This is a genomic window from Streptomyces sp. NPDC048191 (assembly GCF_040652655.1).
Classification (GTDB): domain Bacteria; phylum Actinomycetota; class Actinomycetes; order Streptomycetales; family Streptomycetaceae; genus Streptomyces.
This window is the reverse complement of sequence record NZ_JBEZMO010000011.1, coordinates 217,164-240,224: the sequence shown is the minus strand read 5'-3', so window position 1 is coordinate 240,224 and position 23,061 is coordinate 217,164. Positions and strand designations below refer to the sequence as shown.

At 71.1% G+C, this 23,061-nt stretch carries 19 protein-coding genes and 3 pseudogenes; 6 read left to right on the top strand and 16 right to left on the bottom strand.

Annotated elements, in window-relative coordinates; all coding sequences use genetic code 11:
- Nucleotides 1-73 precede the first annotated feature (73 nt).
- The 3 genes and pseudogenes from AB0D93_RS20325 to AB0D93_RS20315 form a co-directional block, all read right to left on the bottom strand.
- Nucleotides 74-3,379, bottom strand: a complete 3,306-nt coding sequence (locus tag AB0D93_RS20325) for a lectin (RefSeq protein WP_362121096.1) — start codon at nucleotides 3,377-3,379, stop codon at nucleotides 74-76.
- A 709-nt stretch (nucleotides 3,380-4,088) separates the two neighbouring features.
- Entirely contained in the window at nucleotides 4,089-5,291 is a 1,203-nt protein-coding gene (locus AB0D93_RS20320; RefSeq protein WP_362121094.1) for a serine hydrolase domain-containing protein, read from the bottom strand.
- A 367-nt stretch (nucleotides 5,292-5,658) separates the two neighbouring features.
- A pseudogene (locus AB0D93_RS20315) lies at nucleotides 5,659-6,008 on the bottom strand (hypothetical protein).
- Between the two features lie 104 nt (nucleotides 6,009-6,112).
- Here AB0D93_RS20315 and AB0D93_RS20310 point away from each other — a divergent pair.
- Nucleotides 6,113-6,682, top strand: a complete 570-nt coding sequence (locus AB0D93_RS20310) for a GNAT family N-acetyltransferase (protein WP_362121093.1) — start codon at nucleotides 6,113-6,115, stop codon at nucleotides 6,680-6,682.
- A 25-nt stretch (nucleotides 6,683-6,707) separates the two neighbouring features.
- Here AB0D93_RS20310 and AB0D93_RS20305 read toward each other — a convergent pair whose 3' ends face one another.
- The gene (locus AB0D93_RS20305) at nucleotides 6,708-7,580 is read right to left on the bottom strand and encodes a PP2C family protein-serine/threonine phosphatase (RefSeq protein WP_362121091.1); all 873 of its coding nucleotides are present in this window, start codon (nucleotides 7,578-7,580) and stop codon (nucleotides 6,708-6,710) included.
- 283 nt (nucleotides 7,581-7,863) lie between these two features.
- Between AB0D93_RS20305 and AB0D93_RS20300 the strand changes: the two are divergent.
- Nucleotides 7,864-9,047: pseudogene (locus AB0D93_RS20300) on the top strand (NAD(P)/FAD-dependent oxidoreductase).
- A 51-nt stretch (nucleotides 9,048-9,098) separates the two neighbouring features.
- Here AB0D93_RS20300 and AB0D93_RS20295 read toward each other — a convergent pair.
- The 7 genes and pseudogenes from AB0D93_RS20295 to AB0D93_RS20265 all read right to left on the bottom strand — a co-directional run.
- A pseudogene (locus tag AB0D93_RS20295) lies at nucleotides 9,099-9,698 on the bottom strand (DUF5937 family protein); the annotation flags it as partial.
- A gap of 26 nt (nucleotides 9,699-9,724) precedes the next feature.
- The gene (locus AB0D93_RS20290; protein WP_362121089.1) at nucleotides 9,725-10,108 is read right to left on the bottom strand and encodes a VOC family protein; all 384 of its coding nucleotides are present in this window, start codon (nucleotides 10,106-10,108) and stop codon (nucleotides 9,725-9,727) included.
- 80 nt (nucleotides 10,109-10,188) lie between these two features.
- Nucleotides 10,189-10,863, bottom strand: coding sequence for a hypothetical protein (locus tag AB0D93_RS20285; RefSeq protein WP_362121087.1), 675 nt, complete (start codon nucleotides 10,861-10,863; stop codon nucleotides 10,189-10,191).
- Nucleotides 10,864-11,044: 181 nt separating this feature from the next.
- The gene (locus AB0D93_RS20280; protein ID WP_362121085.1) at nucleotides 11,045-11,710 is read right to left on the bottom strand and encodes a hypothetical protein; all 666 of its coding nucleotides are present in this window, start codon (nucleotides 11,708-11,710) and stop codon (nucleotides 11,045-11,047) included.
- A 1,009-nt stretch (nucleotides 11,711-12,719) separates the two neighbouring features.
- Complete coding sequence (locus AB0D93_RS20275; protein ID WP_362121083.1) at nucleotides 12,720-13,115, bottom strand: hypothetical protein; 396 nt, start codon at nucleotides 13,113-13,115, stop codon at nucleotides 12,720-12,722.
- A gap of 201 nt (nucleotides 13,116-13,316) precedes the next feature.
- Nucleotides 13,317-13,802, bottom strand: a complete 486-nt coding sequence (locus AB0D93_RS20270; protein ID WP_362121081.1) for a DUF3761 domain-containing protein — start codon at nucleotides 13,800-13,802, stop codon at nucleotides 13,317-13,319.
- Nucleotides 13,803-13,954: 152 nt separating this feature from the next.
- Nucleotides 13,955-14,308 carry a VOC family protein gene (locus AB0D93_RS20265; RefSeq protein WP_362121079.1) on the bottom strand — a complete coding sequence of 118 codons (354 nt, stop codon included), beginning with the start codon at nucleotides 14,306-14,308 and terminating at the stop codon, nucleotides 13,955-13,957.
- A gap of 315 nt (nucleotides 14,309-14,623) precedes the next feature.
- On the opposite strand from AB0D93_RS20265, the gene AB0D93_RS20260 reads away from it, so the two are divergent.
- Together AB0D93_RS20260 and AB0D93_RS20255 are read left to right on the top strand one after the other, a co-directional pair.
- Nucleotides 14,624-15,598, top strand: a complete 975-nt coding sequence (locus tag AB0D93_RS20260; RefSeq protein ID WP_362121077.1) for a hypothetical protein — start codon at nucleotides 14,624-14,626, stop codon at nucleotides 15,596-15,598.
- 167 nt (nucleotides 15,599-15,765) lie between these two features.
- Nucleotides 15,766-16,203 (top strand): subtilase-type protease inhibitor, encoded by a 438-nt coding sequence (locus tag AB0D93_RS20255; RefSeq protein WP_362121076.1) that lies wholly within the window; start codon nucleotides 15,766-15,768, stop codon nucleotides 16,201-16,203.
- Between the two features lie 7 nt (nucleotides 16,204-16,210).
- Here AB0D93_RS20255 and AB0D93_RS20250 read toward each other — a convergent pair whose 3' ends face one another.
- From AB0D93_RS20250 to AB0D93_RS20230, 5 genes are read right to left on the bottom strand one after another with little or no spacing between them, the layout of a single operon-like run.
- Nucleotides 16,211-17,071 (bottom strand): STM4011 family radical SAM protein, encoded by an 861-nt coding sequence (locus tag AB0D93_RS20250; RefSeq protein WP_362121074.1) that lies wholly within the window; start codon nucleotides 17,069-17,071, stop codon nucleotides 16,211-16,213.
- A gap of 9 nt (nucleotides 17,072-17,080) precedes the next feature.
- Nucleotides 17,081-18,433, bottom strand: a complete 1,353-nt coding sequence (locus AB0D93_RS20245) for an STM4012 family radical SAM protein (protein ID WP_362121072.1) — start codon at nucleotides 18,431-18,433, stop codon at nucleotides 17,081-17,083.
- Nucleotides 18,430-19,287 (bottom strand): STM4013/SEN3800 family hydrolase, encoded by an 858-nt coding sequence (locus tag AB0D93_RS20240; RefSeq protein WP_362121070.1) that lies wholly within the window; start codon nucleotides 19,285-19,287, stop codon nucleotides 18,430-18,432. The genes AB0D93_RS20245 and AB0D93_RS20240 overlap by 4 nt, the downstream gene beginning before the upstream one ends.
- 46 nt (nucleotides 19,288-19,333) lie before the next feature.
- On the bottom strand, nucleotides 19,334-20,509 hold the full coding sequence (locus tag AB0D93_RS20235; RefSeq protein WP_362121068.1) for an STM4014 family protein: 1,176 nt from the start codon (nucleotides 20,507-20,509) through the stop codon (nucleotides 19,334-19,336).
- Complete coding sequence (locus AB0D93_RS20230; RefSeq protein WP_362121066.1) at nucleotides 20,510-21,466, bottom strand: STM4015 family protein; 957 nt, start codon at nucleotides 21,464-21,466, stop codon at nucleotides 20,510-20,512.
- 168 nt (nucleotides 21,467-21,634) lie between these two features.
- On the opposite strand from AB0D93_RS20230, the gene AB0D93_RS20225 reads away from it, so the two are divergent.
- Both AB0D93_RS20225 and AB0D93_RS20220 read left to right on the top strand, forming a co-directional pair.
- Entirely contained in the window at nucleotides 21,635-21,961 is a 327-nt protein-coding gene (locus AB0D93_RS20225; RefSeq protein WP_362121064.1) for a hypothetical protein, read from the top strand.
- Nucleotides 21,962-22,005: 44 nt separating this feature from the next.
- Nucleotides 22,006-23,016, top strand: coding sequence for a DUF6745 domain-containing protein (locus tag AB0D93_RS20220; RefSeq protein WP_362121149.1), 1,011 nt, complete (start codon nucleotides 22,006-22,008; stop codon nucleotides 23,014-23,016).
- Nucleotides 23,017-23,061: the final 45 nt, after the last annotated feature.

Sequence of the window (23,061 nt, the reverse complement as noted above, 5' to 3'; positions counted from 1 at the left end):
CGGGCCCCGGACCAGGTGGTCCGGGGCCCGCCTTCGACGGTGTCTGCCGGTGTCTGCCGGTGTCTGCCGTGTCTCAGTGGCCGAAGCCGTAGGCGAACAGGTGGTCGGTGCCTGTCGAGCCCGTCACGGGCAGGGTGATCGACGCCACCTGCTTGGACGCGTCGAGCGGGACCTTCGTGGCGAAGACGTAGGTCTTGACGCCGTCCCGGCCACCGCTGCCGGTGTTCCGGTAGCCCGTGGTGACGGCCGTGGTGTCATCCGCGAGCGGCTTGCTCGAACCGCCGTTGAGCGTCCAGTCCGAGAAACCGACCGTCGCCTTCGCGGTGGTGCCGTCGGTGTAGGTGACGGTCACCGTGCCCGAGACCCCGCTGCCGTCGGTCGGTGCGTTGGTAGCGGTGCCCAGCAGGCCCAGCGACGTACCCGACGTGCCGGACGGCATCGAGATGGTCTGCCCGGCCATCTCCAGGTTGTCCAGCTGCCCGGACGTCACGCTCGGCCAGGTGTAGGAGATGCCGTCGGCGGTGACGGTGGAGCCGCTGGTGACGCCGGCCGCCGACAGCGCGTTCTGCGAGAACGCCCAGCCGCCGCCGTCGAAGCCGCCCGAGAAGCTCGTGCCGTCGGGATAGATGCCCTCGTTGGTGTTGTACGGCCACAGCTCACCAGCCTTGGCCACGGCCACGCGCAGGGCCGCCCCGTTCAGTGCCGCCCCGGTGCCGTGGTCGGTCAGCGCGAAGGTGACCGGGAACGTTCCCTCGCTCGCGCCCGCTGTCACATGGACCTTCGCCTCGGCGCTGCCCGAGGCGGGCACCTTCACCGACCCGGACGCCGGGTCGAGCGTGACGCCGGAGGGGGCCGTCGCCTTCCAGTCGACGGTGACGTCCGTGCCGCCGAGATTGGTGAGGTCGAGCGTGCCGTCGCCGGACGCGCCCGGCTGGAGCACCAGGCCGTCGCTGGACGGGCCGGCCGCGGCCAGGACCCGGTCGCCGCCCGTGGTGTCCGACGGCGGCACCGCCGACGGGTCGGAGGCCCAGGACTTGTCGGGCTGGGTGCCGAGGGTGAAGTCGAGCGTGCCCGCGCCCTTGAACTGCTGGTACGTCAGCCAGGAGGTGTCCCACTCCTTGCCCTTGACGTCGAAGGACTGCACGTACGCGGCGTCCGGTGCCGCCTGCGGCGCGTTGATCTGCACCGTCTTGCCGCCCGCGAGGGCGACCTTGGCCACCGGGAACACCGGGCTGCCGAGCGCCAGGGTGTCCGTGCCCGGGGTCTCCGGGTACATGCCCAGCTCGGACCACACGTACCACGAGCTCATCGCACCCAGGTCGTCGTTGCCGAACGAACCGACCGGAGCGTTGAAGTACAGCTTCTGCTGGGCCTCGCGGACGGCCTTCTGGGTCTTCCACGGCTCGCCCGTGTAGTCGTACTCCCAGGGGATCTCCACACTGGGCTCGTTGCTCAGGTTGGCGTTGGTGTTGCCCGGGTCGGTGATGTTGTCGAGGAGGCCGTCCAGGTAGGACGAGTACTCCTTGTCACCGCCACGCGCCTGGATGAGTTGCCGCAGGTTGAACGGGACCATCGGCGTGTACTGGGCCGAGGTGCCCTCCACGAAGCCGTTGGACGTGCCCGGGGTGAAACCGCCCGCGAACTGGCCGTCCTTGTTCTTCGCCTGCAGGTAACCGGTCTGCGGGTTGAAGACGTTCATCCAGTCCTGGGCGCGCGTGGCGAACTTCTGGTAGACGGACGTCTTGCCCAGCGACTTCGCGAAGGCGGCGAGGGCGTAGTCGGCGGAGTCGTACTCCAACTGCGTGGAGACCGGGCCGTAGAAGTTGCAGCAGCCGAAGTCGTTCTCGTCCAGCGGGAGGTAACCCTTGGCATCCCGCACCGACTCGCCGGGGCGGTCGTTGTTCGGGGCGGTCGCCTCGTGCTGCAGGGCGGCGAGCGCCTTGTCCGTGTCGAAGCTGCGGGCGCCGAAGACGTACGCGCCGGCGATGATGCCGGCGGCCGGGTCACCGACCATCACGTAGCTCTCGCCGTTGTTCGAGGCCCACTTGGGCAGCAGGCCCGTCTGGTCGTAGCCGTTGAGCATCGAGGTGACGACGTCGCTGGTGACCTTGGGTTCGACCATCGCCATCAGCTGGGTCTGGGAACGGTAGGTGTCCCAGCCCGAGTAGTTGGCGTACTGGGCCTGCTGGCCCCTGGCCAGCTTGTGGATCTGGTTGTCCATGCCCATGTACTGGCCGTTGTCGTCGGAGAAGACGTTCGGGTGCAGCAGTGCGTGGTAGAGCGCCGTGTAGAACTGCACCTGCTGGTCCGTGGAGCCGCCGCCGACCTGGATCTTGTTCAGCACCGCGTTCCAGGCGTCGTGGTTCGCCTGTTCGACGGCGTCGAAGTTCCAGTTCCTGATCTCGGTGGCAACGTTGTCCGCCGCGTTGGCGTCACTGGTGTAGGAGATGCCGGCCTTTGCTTTCACCGTCGGGTTGGAGGACGTGTCGAACGTCAGATAGAGGCCGTTCGCGCCCGTGGTGGGCGGCTCGGCTGCCTCGCCCGCGGCGGTCTTGCCCGCCGGTGCCGTCCGGGGCGCCCCGCTCGCGCCCGGGGCCGGGGACGGCGTGCCGGAGGACTTGCCGGTACTCCCGTGCACGGTCGGGGACGGGGCCGCGGGAACCGTGAAGTGCTTTTCCTTCAGCGGCTTCGACGGCTGTACCTGCAGGTTCTGCCGGGCCTTGCCGGCCTTCAGCGACTTCGCGCCGGGGTTGATCGTGCTGCCGACCCAGGTACCGCTGGCGGTGAACGGCTGGTCGAACTTGATGTCGAAGTGCAGGGTGTAGCGGTTGTTCGCGCCGCAGAAGTGGCCGCTGTCGATCGAGCCGCTGATCTCCTTGTTGTTCACCACCTGGACGCGGGTGCCGTCCACCTGTGTCGCACCGCTGCTGAGTTTGAACAGCAGGTTCGCCTGCCGGCCCGCGGGAAAGGTGAACGTGCCCAGGCCGGCGCGGGTGGTGTCGGTCAGCTGGGTGGTGACCCCGCTCGCGTCGGTCACCTTGTAGCGGCCGATGCCGGTCTGTTCGTCGTGGTGGCTGAAGCCCACGGACGTGTTGCCGAGGTTGCCCGACAGCGTGCCGGTCACCGGCAGGATGGGCAGGTCGCCCGCGACGCCGCAGCCGGGTCCCGAGATGTGGGTGAGGCTGAACCCGGAGATTTTGTCGTCGTTGTACTCGTAGCCGCCGCCGGAGGGGCGGTCGGGCGTCGTGTCCGGACCCCACTGCACCATGCCGGCCGGCATGTCGGGGCCGGGGAAGGTGTCCACCTCTCCCGAGGTGCCGATGAGGGGGTTGACGAGGGACGCGGGGTCTTGGACCAGGGCCGGGGTTCCGGCGCTCACGGCATGGGCACTACCGATCGCCGGGAGCGGGAGTGCGGTGATACCCAGGACGGAGATGACGGCCAGGCGTTGGCGGAATCTCTTTCGGTTACGTGGCGCAGCTGAACGTCGGGGTCGGACCATCGGTTGCCTCCGCAGCGGTTCGTGCTTCGCACAGGTGCTGACGTGCCGGGGACGCGGACGTCGGTGAACGGCAACGGTGCCGATCGCCCCAGGGGACCTGACAACGTTGCCATTCACGGGTGTCGAGTGAAACGCGTGAGCTTACGGCGTGTCAACGAGGTCAACAGCAGTTTCTGAGCGCGAAGTTCGCAGTCGCTGTCCTCGACACCACTTTCTCGCGCCCGGCCGACGGTCCCGGACCCCTGGTGGATCGGGGTCGGCTCCGGCCGGGCTTCAGGCAGCCTCCTGCGGTCGAGGACGAGAACGCAGACCCGCCGGGTGGCCCGACCAGGCGGCAGCCGGACCGAGTTGCGGTCTCCTCGACGGGGGACGCCGTCCGCGCCTCCGCCGCGGCGTGCAAACCGGCAAAGACAGGGGCGAGCGTCAGGCTCCGCCCGCCGGCCGTCAGGGACGGGCGGCCGCCGGGACGGCACGGAAGCGGTCCGGCGGCTTCCGCCTCACCCCCGGCGAAACGGTCGGCGTGCTGAACCTGACTCTCGGGGACCTCGGGATTCGTCGGCGCGGTCGCGTGACGCCACCCGACGTCTCAGCGCCGAGCCGCGCACAGCGCATGGTCGGTGAGGGTCTGCACCGCCTTGTTGAGCCGTTCCTCATCGACGAGCGCGGTGGTGGACGTCACCGACAGCGTCACCGCCCGATGGCCGTCCGCGCCGACCGCCGGTCGCCCGTACACCCCGAAGCCATCGCCCTCGTGCGTGTAGTAGACGCCCCCGCAGGTCAGGGGCACGACCCGCAGGCCGAGTCCGTATCCGCCCTGCTTGCCCGCGGGCGGTACCGGCAGGTCGTCGTACGCGACCGTCTGGCGCATCAGCGCCCACTGCGTGGCGGGCAGCAACCGGCCGGAGGCCAGGGCGCGGAAGAACGTGTCGAGGTCGGACGGCGTGCTCACCACTCCGGAGTCCGCGGTGTGCTGGTAGCTCTCCTCGGTCAGGTCCACCCGTTCGCCGCCGGGTCCGTCGATCGTCACCTGTTCGTGGGGGCCTATGAGATACGGGTTCTCGCCGGGGATGTAGGTGTGCCGCAGGCCCAGCGGCGCGATGATCCGGTTCTCGACCAGCTCCCGCCAACCCGCACCGCCCGCCTTCTCCGCGATCATCGCAGCAAGCAGGTAGTTGGTGTTCGAGTAGGCCCACCGGCGGGGCGAGTTGTTCTGCGACGGAGTGAAGAGCGGGGCGTGGCGCATTGCGATCGCGACGAGCTGGGAGGGCGGGGTGGCGTCGTAGCGGTTCTCGTTGAAATGGTTCAGCAGCTTGTCCTGCACGTCGGGATCGGTGATGTAGTCGTAGATGCCGCTGGTGTGCTGGAGGAGGTCGCGCACGGTGATCAGCGAGCCGTCATTGCCGTGTCCGCCAACCACTCCGGGCAGCCACCGTTCCACCGTGTCGTCCAGCGAAAGGCGCCCTTCCGCGGCCAGTTGGAGCACCACCACCGCCGTGAACGTCTTGCTGGTGCTCGCCACCCGGAACTCCGGGTCCCACGGCACGGGCGCGGTCGAGCCCGCGCCGACGGTCCCGTACCGTGCCCGCAGCACCGCGCCGCCCGGCCCGTCGACCCGGGCCACCACGTTCACATCGCCGCCGGCGGCGGCCCGTACCGCCGCGAGGTCCCGCTTCAGATCCCCCGCCGAGTAGCCGTCGACCCGCGCGTGCGCCCCGGCCGACACCTCGCCCACCCCGCACGCCATGAGCGCCGCCATGCACGCCACGACTGCCGTACGCTTCCCCGTCACGCTGACACCTCTCTGCTCGCCCCACTCTCTTCTGAACCGCCCAGTCAACTCCCCGCCGCCCTCGCGGTCGATGGAGCTGCCACCCGGGCACCCGGTGGGGCCGGCCCCCGGCCCGGGCCGACACCTTCCGTGGATCGCTCTGCCGCCGGTCCGGTGCGCCCGGCTGCGACCGGCGGTGTCCGGACAGGCGTTCCGGCTCCGCGGCCCGATGAGCGTCGTCCTGGGCGACGACTCGTTCGAGTCAGCCGAGGCGGACCACCTCTCCAGGACGACGGTGACGCGGGCGCTGTCCGGCTCGGGCGTAGAACCCCGGCTTCGCGGGGATCGCCGGCCACCACGGCGGGACGAAGACCAGGCCGGGCTGGGTTCACAGCCACCGTTCGGCTGCCTCGACGCTGTCGCCGCCGCTGGTGTTGAACGCGACCGCGGCGTCCGGCGCGTGGCGTCGGACCAGGTTCACGACCTGCTCGAAGAGCGGCAGGAGAGGTTCCGCTTGCGGATCCCGCCACCGACGACCACGACGTCCCAGTCGCGCTCGGACGGTGCCGCGACCATCGTGGGCTCTGCCGACTCGTCCAGCGTGATCAGCGCCATGGAGGCGTCTATGGCATGGTCACCAAAACGTGCCAGCTCCTGGTCGAGGGCCGCGCGGATGGCTCCGCCGTCCATGCCGGGCACCGTGTTCGGATCGACCCCAAGAACGAGAACGGAGGGCACGTCCGGGTAGACGATCAGCTGCCCGTGCCGGTTCCCCGACGCGCAGCACCTGGGGGTCTGCCTGAGCGTCGACAGCTGGATGTCTTCCTCCGTACTCTCGGCCGGTGGACAAGATCTCCGTACGGTTGAAGGCAGACGCCACACCGTCGGCGCCCGGTCTCCTGCTGCGTCCCTGGGGCCCGGCCGACGCCGCCGAGCTGGTCGAGCTGTCCCGGGATGACGCCCTGCGCCGATGGACGAACTCAGCAGTGGACGACGAGGCGGGCGCGGCACAGTGGATCGAGAACCAGCGACGGGGATGGGAGGCGGGAGACCGCTTCGGGTTCGCCGTCGTTGAGTCCCGGACCGCAGGCACGGACGGGCAGTTGGCGGGACACGTGGCCCTCAAGAACGTGGCACCGGGCACTACGTCCGCCGAGGTCGGTTACTGGACGGCGGCGCATGCGCGTGGCCGGGCGGTGGCGCCCCGTGCACTGCAGGCGCTGACGGACTGGGCCTTCACCGCCTTCGCCGCTGACGGGCTGACGCGTCTCGAACTGCTGCATCAGGTGGACAACACAGCATCATGCCGCGTCGCGCAGAAGAGCCGGTACGCCCTGACCACACTCCTGCCTGCCGCACCGCCCGCCCACCCTCTCGACGGTCACCTGCACGTACGGACGCGCGAGCGCTGAACCAGCCGGCTCCCCGTGGCAGCGTTCAGATGTCCCGAACACGCACCGCGAGGGCTGCGACGTCGTCGTTGAGGCCACCGCCGCTGTGCTGCAGGAGATCCTGGTGCAGCGTGTCGAGCAGTGCCCTGGGCCCAGCCGAGGTCTGGCGACTCATCCAGTCCTGCAGGGCAAAGAACTCACCTTCGCCGTTACGGCTCTCGATCACGCCGTCGGTGTAGAAGAGCAGCTGGTCACCGGGGGCACAGTCGACCGTGTCGGTGGTGTAGTCGGTGCCGATGAGTGCGGCGAGGTTGAGCATCGGCGAGGCCGTGGTGGGATCGAGGACCTGGAGCTTGCCCTGGTGCAGGAGCAGTGGGGGCGGATGGCCGCAGTTGATGAGCCTGATGCAGTCGCCCTGGTGGGGGAACTCGGCGAGCACCACGGTGGTGAACTGCTCCAGCAGGTCCCCGGCGGCCAGGGTGCAGCTGTGCCGGGCGCTGCTGGCATCCAGTCGGCGGACGATGCCATCCAGGGTCGCCTCGTCGTATGCGGCCTCCCGGAAGCAGTTGACCACTGCCGCAGCCGCTCCCACTGCCGGCAGGCCCTTGCCCCGGACATCGCCGATGATCAGGCGCACGCCGTACGGAGTGGCGACGGCTTCGTAGAAGTCCCCGCCGATGCGGGCCTGCGCGGCGGCCGCAAGGTACATCGATTCGATCTCGAGGCGGCCCACCCGGCGGGGCAGGGGGCGCAAGAGCACTTTCTGTGCCGCGTCGGCTACGAGGCGGAGCTGGAGGAAGGCCTGCTCCCGCTGGATGCGGACACGGCACGCGTACACGGCGAACACACTGACCGTGGCGATGGCACCCACGGTGAACCAGGTGCCCAGGTCAGGGTAGACAAGGCTCAGCCCGATCATGATCGCGACGCAGACCGCTCCGAGCAGAACGGTGGGCAGAACGGGCCACACAGACGCTGCGAGGGCGGGCACTGCGGTCAGGAGGCGACTGAAAGCGATCTTTCTTGGAGTGGAGAACGCCAGGCTCGTGATGACCACAGTCAAGATCACTGGCGAGAGCAGGGCGAGACTCCACCGCCTGCGGAGCGGACGACGAGGCCGCATCCACCCAATCCGGGGCATAGAAGGCAGCATAACGGCATATGCCGAGCGTAGTGATCCAGGGCGCGAGTGGAGCCTTCACTTGGCGTACGGCAGGAGAGAGCGGGATTCCACCAGCCTCACACTTGCCCGCGTCCTGCACGTGCACGGAATCCCGGCCACGGTCTACGAGGCGGAGGCCTCCCCGGCGGCGCGCACACAGGGCGGGATGCTCGACATCCACGACGACACCGGCCTACGGGCTCTGCGGGCGGCAGGGCTGATCGACGACTTCCGCGGCCTCATCCTGGAGGGCCTCCAGGCGACCCGGGCCCTCGACCCGGCCGGGAACGTCCTGCTCGACGAACCCGACGACGGCACCGGCGGCCGCCCCGAGGTACAGCGCGGCGAGCTGCGGCGGATCCTGCTCGACTCACTCCCGGCCGGCACCGTCCGATGGGGGCACAAGGTCAGCGGCGTCCGTTCCCTCGACGGAGGTCGCCATGAGGTGGCCTTCACCGACGGCACCAGCATCGCCACGGCCCTGCTGGTCGGCGCGGACGGCACGTGGTCCCGGGTCCGGCCGCCGCTCTCCGATGCCGCACCCGAGTACGTCGGCAGGTCGTTCGTCGAGACTTGGCTGTTCGACGCCGACACCTGGCACCCCACCGGCACGAAAACCGTCGGTGGTGGCTCGCTCTTCGCGCTCGCGCCGGGGAAGGGGATCCAGGCTCACCGGGAGAGTGGCGGCACCCCCACACCTACGTGGCGCTCACCCAGCCGCTGGACTGGTTCGCCGCCGTCGATTTCTCCGACCCCCGGGCGGCGACCACACGGATCGCACAGGAGTTCGGCGACTGGGCACCGGAGCTGACCGCGCTCATCACTGACAGCGACACCACGCCGCTCTCGCGACCCCTCCACGCGCTGCCGGTCGGGCACCGGTGGGACCGGGCGCCGGGAGTGACCCTGCTCGGCGACGCCGCCCACCTCGCGGCGCCGAACGGCGAAGGCGCCAACCTGGCCATGTACGACGGTGCCGGACTCGACGAGGCCCTGGCCGCGCACCCCGACGCCGTCGAGGCCGCGCTCACCGAGTACGAGCAGGCCATGTTCCCCCGCGCCGCCACGGCCGCCGTCGAGGGCGCCCACCTCCACGAACTCCTCTTCGGCGCCGACACGCCCCACAGCCTGGTCGACATCCTCACCGGGCACGAGCAGACCACAGACCAGGCGGATCAAGCAGATCACGGGGAACGCGGCGGTATGCGCGGGACTGTTTCCTGACCGTGACTCACGGCGCACGTTCTGGCCGACCGCTCGGCGCAGTACTGCCGCTCAGCGCAGGACCGCCGCCAGCACATCGGTGCCCAGCGCCGTGAGATCGTGCAGGTTGAGGGTGTAACGGACATAACGGCCGCGCCGTAGGGCCGTGAGCAGGCCGGCGCGGCGCAGGACAGCGAGGTGGCGGGAAACCTCCGGGGCCGAGAGATCCCAGAACTGGGCCAGCTCACCGGTGGTGTGCGGGCCGCGGGCCAGGGTGCGCAGCAGCCGCAGCCGTACCGGATGGGCGAGTGCCTCCAGCCTCAGTGTGACCGTTTCCAGTGACACCGGCTCTGCCGGACCCGGCTCGGCGACGGGGTACTGCACCACCGGCTGCCACCCGGGCGCGTGGACCGCCACCAGGTGCGGGTGGCCGAAGACACTGGGGATGAAGGTCACCCCGGTGCCGTTGGCGGTGGTCGCCTTGTCCTGCAGCTTGTCCACGATGAGGCAGTCGCCGTCCGGTGCCAGGGTGACCGCGGTGGATACCGATGCGAGTGCCGCCCCGATGCCCTGGCGCCTGAGCAGGTCGTTCTTCAGGCGCAGGTCGGTGGCCAACCGTACGGCGACGTCCGTCCAGGCGGCGGCGAAGAAGGCCTCGGCGCACTGTTCGAGACGGGGCTTGCGCTCAAGACATCCGGTCAGAGGGGCTGGAGCCGGGTACGCAGGAGGCAGAATTCGTTGCCTTCCGGGTCGGCCAGGACGTACCAGCTCTCGGCCCCGGTCTGGCCGACGTCGGCGGGCCTGGCGCCGAGGGCGAGCAGCCGCTCCAGCTCGGCGTCCTGGTCGCGGTCGGTGACGTTGACGTCGATGTGCAGTCGTAGCTTGCCGGGCCGCGGGTCGCTGCTGGGGCTGAGGACGAGGATGGGCAGCGGGCCGCCGAAGGCGGCGTCGGGCGGCCCGATCGCGATGCTTCCGTCGTCCTCCCTGCCGAGTTCGACATAACCGAGGACCTTGCTCCAGAAGGCGGCGAGCCCGTCGGGGTCGGCGGCGTCGATGACCAGCTCACTGATGCGGCATGCCATGCCCGGCAGTGTACGGAGGCAACCCGAGCCGCACGATCGCGTTTTCGCCCGGCGCTCTCGCTCCTCTTGAGCTGCAGCGATCAGTTCCCGGCCTTGGCGCAGATCGCGTAGACGGAGGCCGTGTAGCGCGGCTCGTTGCCGCCGTTCATGAACCCCACGGTCCAGCCGACGGGTTTGGTGCCGGAGAGGATCGGGTTCGAGTGCAGTTCCGAACCATACGACTGTGCCGCGGTACCGGGCAGGTACCAGCCGCCCCCGGTGGCGATCTCCCCGTCGGGGCACGTGGCGTCCACGTCGACCATGTCCAGTACGGCAACCTCCTTCGACACGGTCACCACGTGCACGCCGGCCACCCCGGGGGCACCGGCGGGTCCCGCCGCTCCAGTGTCTCCCTTCGGACCGGCGGGCCCCTGCGGGCCGGCGTCCCCCTGCTGACCGGCCGGTCCAGCCGGTCCTTGTGCTCCGGTGTCACCCTTGGGTCCGGCGGGCCCTTGCGCTCCCGTGTCCCCCTTCGGCCCGGCGGGCCCCTGCGTGCCGGTCTGCGCCCAGGTGACGGACCGCTCGTACGACCGGCAGGCGGAGCCCACCTCGACGAGGCGCAGGTGACCGCTGGAGTTCACACATCCCTGAATCGTGCCGTCCGCGGCGATGTACGACTGCTGCTCGTCGGTGGCCAGGGCGAAGTCCGAGGACGTCACCAGGAGCACGGCAGCGGCAGCAGCGGCCGCTGTGACGGCACGACGAACGAAAGTCATAGGTCCCCCCGGTTTCATCAGACAGCCGGTCGCATCAATCGACCAAAGTTTCACAACTGTCCCACGAATAGTGCACCTTGACGATGCGTGTGCCCAAGTCGGCGCCCTGTCAGGCGGTGGTCGTTCTCTGGTCACCGGCCCCCGACCGGCTGTGAGAGCGACCCGTCGAAGGAGCGCCGCGTCAAGGCGCTCTTCCCGGAGGACGGGGCGTGCCGGGGTCGGTCGGACGAGGTGCGCTGACCGTCGTCGTCACCCGTACGAGGCAGGGTCTGCGGGGCGTGGAGCCGAATCCGAACCGGACCGGCGGTTCCACGGCGGTGAGGCCGCCGAGGTCCCGCCCCTCAAGCACGGTGGTCGCTCTGGTGATCAGATGCAGATCGTGTGCGCCGTACCACTCGCGGCGGCCGCCACCGGCCGTCCCACGGGTGCGCACGCCCAGCAGCAGCCGGGAGAGCGGGTCCGTCACCCCTGCCCAGCGGGCACTGCCTGCCAGCGACCCCGGTACCGCCCGCAGCAGCAGCCCCGTCGGGCCGCGCCGGCCGACGGCGAACCGCAGATCGAGCTGCGGGCCCGCGGTAACGGCCCACTCGTCGCCCGTGACGCGCACCCGCAGGGGTACGACACACACGTCGTCGAAGGCGTACGTGGCGGCGATGAAGTCCGCCGTCCGACGGGTGGGAGCGAGCAACAGGCGTTCGCCGTCGGGGCGTTCCACCATCACATCGCTGAACGCTCCGAAGGGCGAACGGCCCCAGTGGCCCAGCACGAGCCTGGTACCGGACGTCGTCCCGATGCCGGCGATCCAGCCGTCGAAGCACAACCGGACCGAAGACGCGACCCGGGACATCACGGTGCCGGCCCGGTGTTTCGGTTCACGCGCCTGTGATGGACCGTGAGTCGGCCGCGGCGGCCCTCCTGCGACAGCGGGACCGCCTGCGTCCCCACGTCACCCCGTGGGAAGGGTCCACCAGCACCGGGTTCATCCGTGCCTCCTCGCTCCCGGTCGCGCCGGGAGCGAGACGCCGATGCGCACCTTGCCGACCCCCTCCCGGAAGTGCACCAGCGCCGGCGTCTCCCAGAGCACGCCGTAGCCTCGTGTGCAGGCCCGCCACCGCGAGCTCGGCACACGTCCCGGCGGGTGGGCCGGACCGGTGCGCCCGGCCGGACAAGCATGCGGTACGACGGCCCGCGACTCCCCCGGGCCCCGGCGTAGGTCAGGAGATCATCGCCGCTCGACCGTTCCGGGCGCCCGAGGTGGTACGGCGCCCCGATCGCACGGGCGGCGAGCATCACCGGGCACGCCACCTCGATGGACAGGAACCACAGCCCGTCCCGGCCGTCGCGCCCGCGCAGATTATGTACGCAGGTTGGTCTCCGCGCAGGAGGGCAGGGCCGCGGGGCCCCGGCGGACGCACACCGGTCATCACGAACGGCGTCACGCTCACCCACGCCCCGCCCCTCGCAGGGTGTCCACGGCCAGGCCGTCCGGCAGCAGGCGCTGTACCTGGTCAGGGGGTAGGCCCAGGGCACGAACATCTGGCCGAGCCAGCCGGCGCGCAGCGCCGGGACGTGCACGCGCTGCTCCGGCCCGTACGACACCACGCACACCGACTCCCCCGGACGTACACCGCGAAACCAACGCCCGTCCGGCGCGCGATCGTGCCGAATCCCGCACGGCCGCACGGCTTACGACGGCTGCGGAACCGCAGGCACCGGCCGCGAGGCCGACAATCACGAAGTACCAACCTCCGTACCCGCCTCCTGGCTGGTCAGCCACCGGCGGATGGGCTCTGAACCAGCGAACACCAGCCGACGCTGCGACACGTCTTGCCGATTGGACGCGTCGGCCACGCGGATCAGGGCTCGTCGTCCGGCGGCAGACTGGGCACATCGGCGCGGAAGAGGCTGACCAGGAGCCCGTACGGCTCGCCGCGAGCGGAGTCGGTCGGATGCCGCTCGGCGGCCATCGCCCGCAGCCGGTCCTCAAGTTCGTGTGCCTCGGTGTCGGTGAGCCAGAGGTGGCGCAGCGCGGTGTGTGAGGCCTGTCCGGGCTGGGCCGGCAGCATCTCGCCCAGTGCGGCGTGGATGAGGAACTCCGGGCCGACCGCCACGTCATGGTGCACCTTGAAGCCTTGGCTGACCAGGGCGAAGTACTGCTCGGTGCCGCCGCGCACCTGGCGCGTCTCGGACAGCCGGACCAGTCCGGCCTCCCGCAGCACGCGCACGTGGTAGCCCGTGCGTGACGGGGTCACCGTCGCCCGGCGCCGCTGACCGGCACCAGTCCGAGCGGGCTGGCCTACCGGGACTGCGGCGACCGTCCCGCCCGAACACGCCTTGGTGCGTGGAGGGCGGGTCCACGAGCCGCACCGGCACGGGTCAGCCGACGGCGCCCGGGAGCGGGTAGTGCAGGGTCCGCCGACCGGGCCGTTGGCAGTCGCGGCCCAACCCCCGGCCTACCTGTAGAAGACGGCCACACCGCCGTGGTGCGAGCACGCGCCCTGGTGGTGGGCGGCGTACGAGTAGGTGCCGTCGTTGCAGAGGGCGGTGGCGCCGTTCCCCGCGTCGCTGCTCCCGCCCGAGGAGCTGGAGGAGCCACCTCCGGACGACCCGCCGGACGAGCCACCACTGCTTCCCGAACCCGCGGCGGCAGCATGTGCGGTGACCGTCACCTTGACCTTGACCGTCTTCGTCGCCGTCACCGTCGGCTGCGGCTCCGGCGTCGCCGTCTCCGTCGCCGTGGCAGTCGCCGTGACCGTGGCGGTCGGTCGCACTTTCTGGGCCGTCGGCTTGGCGTCGGTTCCACTGCCTTGGTTGTCGGCCCCGGCGCCGATGCCGAGGCAGAAGGCGAGGCCGATGGCGGGCAGCACGTACCGCTTCCGCGCCCACCTCGGGGCCGTTCTGACGGGCGGCTGCGGCGGCATGGTGTACGGGTTGGTCATGTGTCCCCCCAGGGTGCGTTGGAGGGATGACCGTAACTCTGATTGTGAAGCTTGTGTGACGATTCGGTGTAACGGTCACCTATTCGTGATCCGACTGCTGTACAGAACACCGCATCCCGGGGCGACTGACGGCGACTCGGGCGAAGACGCGGTCAGGCGGGCTGCCACAGCTCGACCCGATTGCCCTCGGGATCGGTGACCCAGCCGAATCGGCCGACACCGTCCATGTCCTGGGTCTCTGCGGCCACGTCCGCTCCCTTGGCGCGCAGTTGCGCGAGCATGGCGTCCAGGTCGCGCACCCGGAAGTTGAGCATCGTCTGCTGGGCGCGGGACCCGAAGTAGTCGGTCTCGGAGTCGAACGTCGCGAACACCGTCTGCCCGGTCCCCTGACGCCACACCCCGTTCTCGTCGGCGTCCAGACCCAGGCAGTCGCGGTACCACGCGCTCAGGGCCGCGGGGTCGGCGGCCCGCATGAAGTATCCACCGATTCCAAGCACACGTTCCATGCCGCCATCCTGCCAGGACGGCGTTCGGGCGGCCCGGCACCACACCATCGCCCCTTCGCCCGGTCGCGGTGGCGAAGTCCGGAGATCGCCGCCCGGAGGCGTGCCGTATCGTTGCGGCACATGTGGCCAGGAGAGCAGTCACCGGAGGGTGGGCACGGTCCGCAACAGCCCCCGGCCGGACGGCAGTCGAACCCGTACGCACAGCCCGGCCGGCCGAACCCCTACCAGCAGCCTGGTCCTGGCCCGTACCAGCCGAACCCGTACCAGCAGCCTCAGCCCTGGCAGACGCCCACGCCGCCGGCCGCCGGAGCACCCGTGCCCCCGCAGCCGGGTGGCGGCCGGAACCGGACCGCGCTCGTCGCCGTCGTCGCCGCGGCGGCCGTCGTACTCGGAGCGGGCGTCACCGGATTCGTCGTGCTCCACGGCCACAGGAACGCCCCGCCCGACCCGAAGCCGACCAACTCCGCGTCGGCGTCGCAGAGTTCGTCCAACCCCCGGGGACCCGACGCCCAGACCGCCACGGTCAAGGGCTGGAAAACGGTCACGAATCCGACCCAGGGAGTCGCCTTCGACGTCCCGCCCCGATGGGAGACGCAGTCCGCGAACTGGGTCACATATGTCTCCAAGGACGGGGACCCGGAGGACAAACCACTCATCGCGATACGCAATGTCGCGATGCTGCAGAAGAAGTGGTGCTCCTCGGACGAGAACCGGGACGGAACGCTGGAGGACACCCCACTCGCCCAGGTCGGCACGAGGGGCAACAACGGCTACGGAAGCACTCGGGAGATCGCCGCTTCCGACCCGGCGACCTGGGTGTACGGGGCGTACACCCAGCCGGACAAGAAGAAGGTGAAGACCAGCACCGTAGAGGCGTTCACCACGAACTCCGGCCTCAAGGGCACCCTCGGCATTGCCTGGTCCGTGGGCGTGGAGAAGTCCAAGAAGTGCGCCACGGACGGCAAGGCGTGGACCTTCGCCTTCAAGAACACGGCAGGGGATCTGGTCTCCTGGTCGTTCTTCGGCGCGAAGAACGTGCCGGCCGAGGTGCCGGATGCGACCGTACGGAAGATCGCCGCCACGGTACGGCTGTACACGGCACCGTCGAACTCTGGACGGCGAGCAGTCGGCAGGTCGATGGCGGCGCGACGCCACCTTCGCCCGGGCCCGGCGAAGGCCACGTGCCGCGGGTCCCGACTTCCGGCCATTCTGCGGGGGGTCACGATCAGTCCGACCAGGCCGTTCCCCCCGTCAGGACTAATGAGATTCACACTGTCTTTGAGTGAATGAGATCTTTCAGAGATCCTGGCGCGCCGTCGACCTGCACACACGTCATTCACATGCCGCACACAGCTGACGCACGTCTCAAACACGTTCCCTCAACTGGCCTTGCACCGTTGCTCAGGCGAAGCTGCTCCCGGCCCACACGGCCACCGACCCTCACGAAGGAGCTCAACATGCGCATCAACCTGCGCTTCGCCACCCTCACCGCGGCCGCCGTCAGCCTGATCGGCGCGACGCTCGCCGCGGGCTCGGCCACCGCCACCGCGGCGCCGGCCGGCCTCTACGCACCCTCGGCGCTCGTCCTGACCATGTCCTACCCCGGCGGCTCGACCGACACCGCGGCTCGCGCCGTCACGCTGAGCTGCGCGCCCGGCGCCGACGGCACCCATCCCGCTCCCGCCGCGGCCTGCGCGGAGCTGCGCAACGCCGACGGCCGGATCGACTCCCTGCTGTCGCGGCTGCCCGGTCAGGCCTGTACCAGGCTCTGGTCCCCGGTGACGATCACGGTCGACGGCGTCTGGCAGGGAACTCGCGCCTCCTGGAAACACACCTTTGCGAACTCCTGCGAAATGAACAACACGATCTCGCAGAGCAGCCTCCTCAGCTTCTGACCCCGCCTCACGGCCCTTGTCCCGCGGGCCCCGCGGGGATCCGTTCCAGGACGCCGCCCGCGAAGACGTCGTAGAGCGGGAGGGTTTCGAGGTGGACGTAGCCGATGTGGCAGTCGCACGCGGCCAGGGGGCACGGGCGCGGGCGGAGCGCCGTCCGGTAGGAGCCGTCGTAGAGGTTGCCGAGCTCGGTGGGCACGAAGTGGCAGCGCCGGACGGTGCCTTCGCCGTCGACGGAGATGACCGACTCGCCGGTACGGCACGGCAGTCCGGCGCTGGTGTGCGGATGACGGCTGTACGCGAACAGCGGGTCCAGGTCCGTCCACCGGGCCGCGTCCGCGTCGTCGTAGGTGTGGCCCTCTGCGGCGTTCACCCAGAGGTACACCTGCTCGGGCAGGTCCGCGCGCAGTCTGCGGGCCGGCTCCAGGTGTGCGGGCAGACCGACGACGCCGACGCTGTACCGGACGCCCCGTTCCGCGAGGTCACGGCACTTCGTCAGGAAGCGGTCGTACGGGGTCTGTCCCGGGTGGTACGTGCACCACAGGGCCAGGGTGTCCAGGTCGGCGTCGGCCAGCCAGTCCGTGCGGCAGCTGAGGTTGGTCTGGATCGCGACCCGGCGGACGTGCGGCAGGCGCGACAGGTCCACCAGGGCGCGCCGGTACCAGGAGCGGACCAGCCCTTCGCCCCAGGGGGTGAACAGCACCGACAGGCGGTCGCCGGTCTGCGCGGCGGCCCACTGCGTGAAGCGGTGCAGGGCCGCACGGTCGGCGCGGAGCTGGGCCGTGCTGTCGCGCCGCTTGGCGAACGGGCAGTACGGGCAGTCGTAGTCGCAGGACGCGAGCGGTCCGCGGTAGAGGATGGTCAGGTCCATGCGAGCCGCCTACTTGCGTGCGTACGCGGCCATCGCCGCCCGCACGGCCAGGGAGAACAGCTCCGGGCCTATCGCGTCGGAGTGCGCGAGCCCTTCGGGCGTCAGCCGGAGCCGCTGCGCACCGCTTTCCTGCTCCAGCCAACCCCGGTCAGCCCAGCGGCCCAGTTCGCCCGCGAAGTCGTCGCGGGCGTCGGTGCCGAAGCGCGTCCGGTAGTCGTCGGCGGGCATGCCCTCCGTCTGCAGCAGGGACTGCAGGAGATGACGGCGGCGTGCCTCGTCGGCCGTCATGCGCCGCCCGTATTCGGCGTGGCCGAAGTCGGCGGCCGGGCGGCCCACGTAGTCGTCGATGATGGCGCGGATCTCGTGCATGCCCACGGCGTAGTCGAAGGAGTAGTGCAGGTCGGCCGTGTACGAGCGCGCGCCGCAGCCGAGGCCGATCATGCCGTCGGTCTGGCAGGCGTAGTCGTCCGCACCCTGGGGTGGGGCGTCCGCGCGGCGGAACATGCGCATCGAGTGCTGCACGTAGCCGCGCGCGAGGAGGTGGTCGCGGCCGAGGCGGTACAGGCGCAGCCGCTGCTCGTCCCAGGCCGGGTCCGGTCCGCTGCGGTGACGGCCGAGGCCGGTGAGCGGGCGCACGTAGAGGGGGTAGAGGTACAGCTCCTCGGGGCGCCACGCGAGGGCGGCGTCCAGCGAGTGCAGCCAGGTGGCGTCCGTCTGGCCGTCGATGCCGTAGATCAGGTCGATGTTGAGTACCGGCAGGGCCGTGTCACGGATCCGGGCGAGGGCCGCCTCCACGTCCGCGCGGCGTTGAGGCCGTACGGCGGCGCGGGCCTCGGTGTCGACGAAGCTCTGGACGCCGAGGCTGAGCCGGGTGGTGCCCCGTTCGACGAGGACCGCGAGGCGGTCGGCGGTGGCCGTGGCGGGTGACGCCTCGACGGAGAGGGGGATCGCGCGCAGGTCAGCACCCATGCGGTGCTCGGCTATGTCGCACAGGCGCTCCAGCTCCGTGGCGGTCAGGAAGGTGGGGGTGCCGCCGCCGAAGGCAGCCGTCGCGAACCGGGGGTCGGCCGCCTCGCCGAGAGCCGAGCGGACGGTCGTCGCCTGGCGTTCCAGGGCGTCCAGATAGGCGGTGGTCAGGCCGTCCGGTGCGCCGATCCGGGTGAACAGGTTGCAGAAGCCGCAGCGCACCTCACAGAAGGGGATGTGCAGGTAGAGGGAGAGTGCGTCCTTGGGCTCCGGCGCCCACAGCGTGCTGAGCAGGGGGCGGTCGGGCAGGCGACGGTAGGCCGTTTTGTGGGGATAGGCGTAGACGTAGCTCTGGTACGGGCTGCGGACGGTGGGGTGAGGGGGTGCGAGCGTCATCGGGCGGCCTCGGTGATCGTGCGCTCATCGTCCGGGGCGGTGCGGGGAGCATGGTCGGGGTCGAGGAAGAAGTGCGCGTAGGGGACGGTCCACACGGACTCGTGGCCGAGGCGGTGTCCGGTGTAGCCGCCGTCGCCGTAGGCGGTGCCGTGGTCGGAGCAGACGATGGCGAAGCAACGCCGGCGGCTGCTCACCGCGGCGAACAGCCGGCCGATGTGCCGGTCCACGTATTCGAGCGCTGCGGCGTGACTCGCGCGGGTGTCGCCGGCCTCACGGGTCGCGCCGTCCAGGTGGAACCAGTTCGGCTGGTGCAGCGCCGACACGTTGACGAAGAGGAAGAGGCGCTGGTCGGCGGGGAGCCGGCCTACGACCTCCTCGGCGCACGTCACCTGTGACTCGAAGGAGGTGGGGGACGTCACGCCGAACTCCGGTCGCCAGTGGGACTCCTGGAACATCCCCGGCAGGACCGAGCCGAGCGGGCCCTGCTTGTTGAAGAAGCCCACTCCCCCGATGCACACGGTGTGGTAGCCGGCCTTGGCGAGGCCGGAGACGAGGTCGGGGGTGTCGTACACGTAGGTGCCGGTCGCGGTGGTCTCGCTGCCCGCGAAGCGCGCGGCGAACAGTCGCGGGTGCGGGCCGGGAGCCGCGGGCGTCGGCAGGAAGCCGGCGAAGATGGCCTGGTGCGAGGCGTAGGTGAAGCTGCCCGGGGCGTGGCGTTCCTCCCAGTGGCCGCCGGGCAGGCGGCGGGCGAGGTGGGGGATGCGGCCCTGTGCCGCCAGTTCGGCGGCCACGTCGTGGCGCAGGGTGTCCAGGGTGACGAGCAGGAGGTCGTGGCTGCCGACGATGCGGTTCATGTCCGGTTCTCCGGTCGTGCCGGCGGGCGGGTGGGGACGCGTCGGGTCAGGCGAGGGCATGGGTGGTTCCCGTTCTGTTCTCTTGCGGATGGTGCGAGGCGGCGTGCCGGGACAGGGCGGCCGCGACCTGCGCCGCGTAGGTGTCCTGGCCCTCGGCGCCGCTGCCGGGGAGTCCGGTGAGCCGGGGCAGCAGGTCACCGAAGGCGTTGACCTCGCCGACGGCCACGCGACGCCAGCCGATCGCGGGCAGCAGGTCCACGCCGACACACAGGGTGCGCGGGAAGCAGGCCGCTGCCTGCTCGCACACACCGAGGACGTCCGGCCAGCGGGCTCCCGCTGCCTCCACGGCCGCGCGGACGGCCTCGAGGTCTCCGCGCCTCCCCCCGAGATGAAGGTTGGTCAGCGGAGACCTGCTCGTGCGCACCACGGCGTGGGTGGCCCTCTCGGCCACGACGACGACCCGAAGGTCGGCGGCGCGCCCGTGTTGGGAGGCCTTGGGCAGCCAGCGTTCCAGGTGCAGGCCGTCGGGGGCCAAGGCGTCGACGACGGCCGCGATCCGGCGTTCGTCCTCGTAGCGGCGAACGCGGAGGGAGTTGAACAGCCGTCCGTCCGGGGCGAGTTCGACGGAGGTGGTGGCACGGATCCGGCCCCCTCCGGCCGACTCGACGGCGAGTACGCCGGAAGCGGACGAGCCGTGGGCGGGCTTCACGAACACACGCGGCATCCGGTGCTCTCTCATGAGACCGCGGACGTCGTCCCAGCCGTGGACCGGCGGCGCGCCGGCGCCGGAGGTGGGTGAGGCCGGAACCGGCACGCCCGCCGCGGACAGCACGGCGTGGCAGCGACGCTTGTCGAACAGCACGGCGAGTTCGTCCGGATCGTCCAGCCGGATGCCACCGCGCAGACCCCGCAGCGCCGCCATCAGCGTCGCGTACCAGCGGGCCGAGCCCTCCACCCGGGTGGGGTCCTCGGCGCCGCGCAGGAGCCGGTCGACCTCCGCGTTCTCGCCCGGGGAGTCCAGCCGGACGATCTCGTCCGGCTCGAACTCGCACCTCTCACCGCGCAGTACCTCCGCCCAGGCGACGACACGCGGGGCGGGCAACCCGGCGGCGCGCACGGCCCGGTCGAAGAACGCGAGGCGCCGGTTCTCCGGATTGCCGACCACCGCGAAGCGCACGGCGCCGGGCCGCCGCGCGCCGGGCCCTGCGTGGTGCGGGGTCACTTACTCACCCACGGCCACATAGCGCCACACGGTTCCGTCGCCGTCCGTGTCCTCCTCGGCGTCGCCGCGGTCGAGGTCCAGCTCGACACCGGCCGGTTCCAGCGTCTGGCGGATGCGGTCCAGGACGGGGTCGCTGATGTAGTGGTGGTGCAGGTCGAGCTTCTTCAGGTGGGTGAGGGGCTGGCCGCCGAGGAGGGCTGCCGCTCCTTCGTCGGTCAGGACTCCCATGGAGAGGTCCAGCGTCTCCAGGCGGGCCACCACGGGGGCGGACGCGAGCGCCGCGGCGACGGCGTCCTGCATCTCGCTGTTGCGCAGCGCGAGATGGCGCAGGCGGGGCAGGCGGGCCCCGGACAGGAGGGGTTCGAGGTCCGTGACCTCGCTGTCGCCGCCGTAGTCGGGCGTGCCCAGCCACAGGTCGAGGTGCTCCAGCGCGGGCAGATCGCTGGCTCCGACGCCCCGTACCACCTCGGCGGGCAGTCCGCCCGCCTCCATCGTCAGGCGCCGCAGGCCCGTGTGGTGTACGGCGGGGAAGCTCAGCTCCGATCCGCCGCGCACACCGAACTCCTCCAACTCGGGGAAACCTGCCAGGAGTGGGGTGACGTCGGTCTGCTGGATCCAGGAGATCTCGCTCTCCTCCATGACCATGTCGCCCAGGAAGACCGCGCGCAGGGCGGGGAGACGGTCGCGGGCGCCCAGCAGCGCCTCGACGACGGGTGCCGAGTCGGAGTCGTACGCCTCTCCCCAGGCGCCGACGATCAGAGCGCGCACACGCGATGTGTCGACCGTGTCCAGGAAGCGGGCGAACGCGGCCGTCCACTCCTCCTCGGCGTCGTAGACATCGGCGGCGATGCGCCAGGCGAACCCCTCCGGTTCGGGCAGGACCGGCTTCTCGCCCGGACCGGGAAAGGCATACACGGGCAGTCCGTGGAAGGACTGCAGGTGGTCACCGATGGTCATGCGGCTGCTCCCCGGGCTGGAATCGAATGCGTGCTGATGTCGGCAGTTCTACCAACAGGCACTGACAGCGCGGACCTGGGGGCGGGTTCGGGGGCGTTGTCAGTGGCGGGCCCTACTGTCGATCGCACGGAGGCGGTGCGGCGCGCACCGCGGTGGAGGGGAGCAGTCATGTACCGGCAGGGAGACGTCCTGCTCGTGCCCGTGGCCGAGGAAGCGATCCCGGCGCATGTGGCGGGCGCGCCGCGCGAGCGGAGGGACGGGCGGGGCCGGCTGGTTCTGGCCCTGGGCGAGGTCACGGGTCACGCGCACGCCGTCGTGGGGCCCGGGGATCTGGTGCGCGAGTCCGGGCCGTTCGGGCCGATGCTGCTGCATCTGCCCAAGGGCGGCAGGGTCGTTCACGAGGAGCACGCGGCGATGGCGCTGCCCGCGGGGTGGTACCGCGTGGTCCGGCAGCGGGAGTACGTGCCGGGGTCGGTGCGGATCGTGGCGGACTGAGGGAGAGGGAGCGGACCGTGACCGAGTTGGTGCAGGCCCCGGCGATGACGCGTGCGGGCACGGCGGGGGACGCGGTGGCGCAGTGGCGGTCGTGGGCCGCCTCGACGGCTCCGGCCGACCGGCGGCGGGCGGAGACCGGGATCCGTCGGGCCTACCGGCTGACGGGGCTGGCCGAGCCGGAGCGTGTGGTGTGGGCGAGGTCGCCTTGCGAGGGAGTCGGGCTGGTGCGGGCCCTGCAGGACAAGGGGGCGAGTGTGCGCGAGGTGGTGCGCAGCGCGCCGTGGGCGGCTGAGCGACGACGGCTGCACGAGGAGCTGGGTGCCGCGGGATGGGCCACGCACTGGGCGGACACCGGTGGGCGGCTGTGGGATCTCACGCAGGCGCTCGTCGACCGGATCCGGGAGGGTGTGCTGGACGAGCTCGGCGGGGGCCCGGAGGTGCGGTTGGTCCTGCTGGATGCCGTTCTGGGGCAGCACGACGCGCCGTGGCTCGCGGCGTTCCCCGGCCGGGAGGGTCCACTCGACGGGCTCGCCGAGGTGTGCCGCAGCGCGGGGTGGTGGTGGCCGTTCGAGAGAGTGGCCGTCGTCTGCGAGCGGCCTTCGGCGCTGCACCGGGACGAGGCCGGCCGGCTCGACCGCGGCGACGGACCGGCGCTGGCCTTCCCCGACGGGTTCGCCCTCCACGCGTGGCGCGGCATGCCCGTCCCGGCGTCCTTCGTGGAGGAGTTGCGCACGCTCACGCCGGAGCGGATCCGGTCGGAGGAGAACGCCGAACTGCGGCGGGTGATGCTGGAGTTCTACGGCTACGACCGGTATCTGGCCGATTCGGGCGCCCGCCCGGTCCACCGGGACGAGACCGGCACGCTGTGGCGGATCGACCTCGACGGGGACGAGCCCGTGGTGATGGTCGAGGTGCTCAACTCCACGCCCGAGCCGGATGGTTCGCACCGCACCTACTGGCTGCGTGTACCGCCGGCCACCCGTACGGCACGCCAGGGAGTCGCCTGGACGTTCGGGCTGGACGCGGCTGTCTACGCGCCGCTGCGCGAGACGTGACCCGGAGCGGGGCGACGGGGCGGCCCGGTGTCGCCGCGTCGGGCC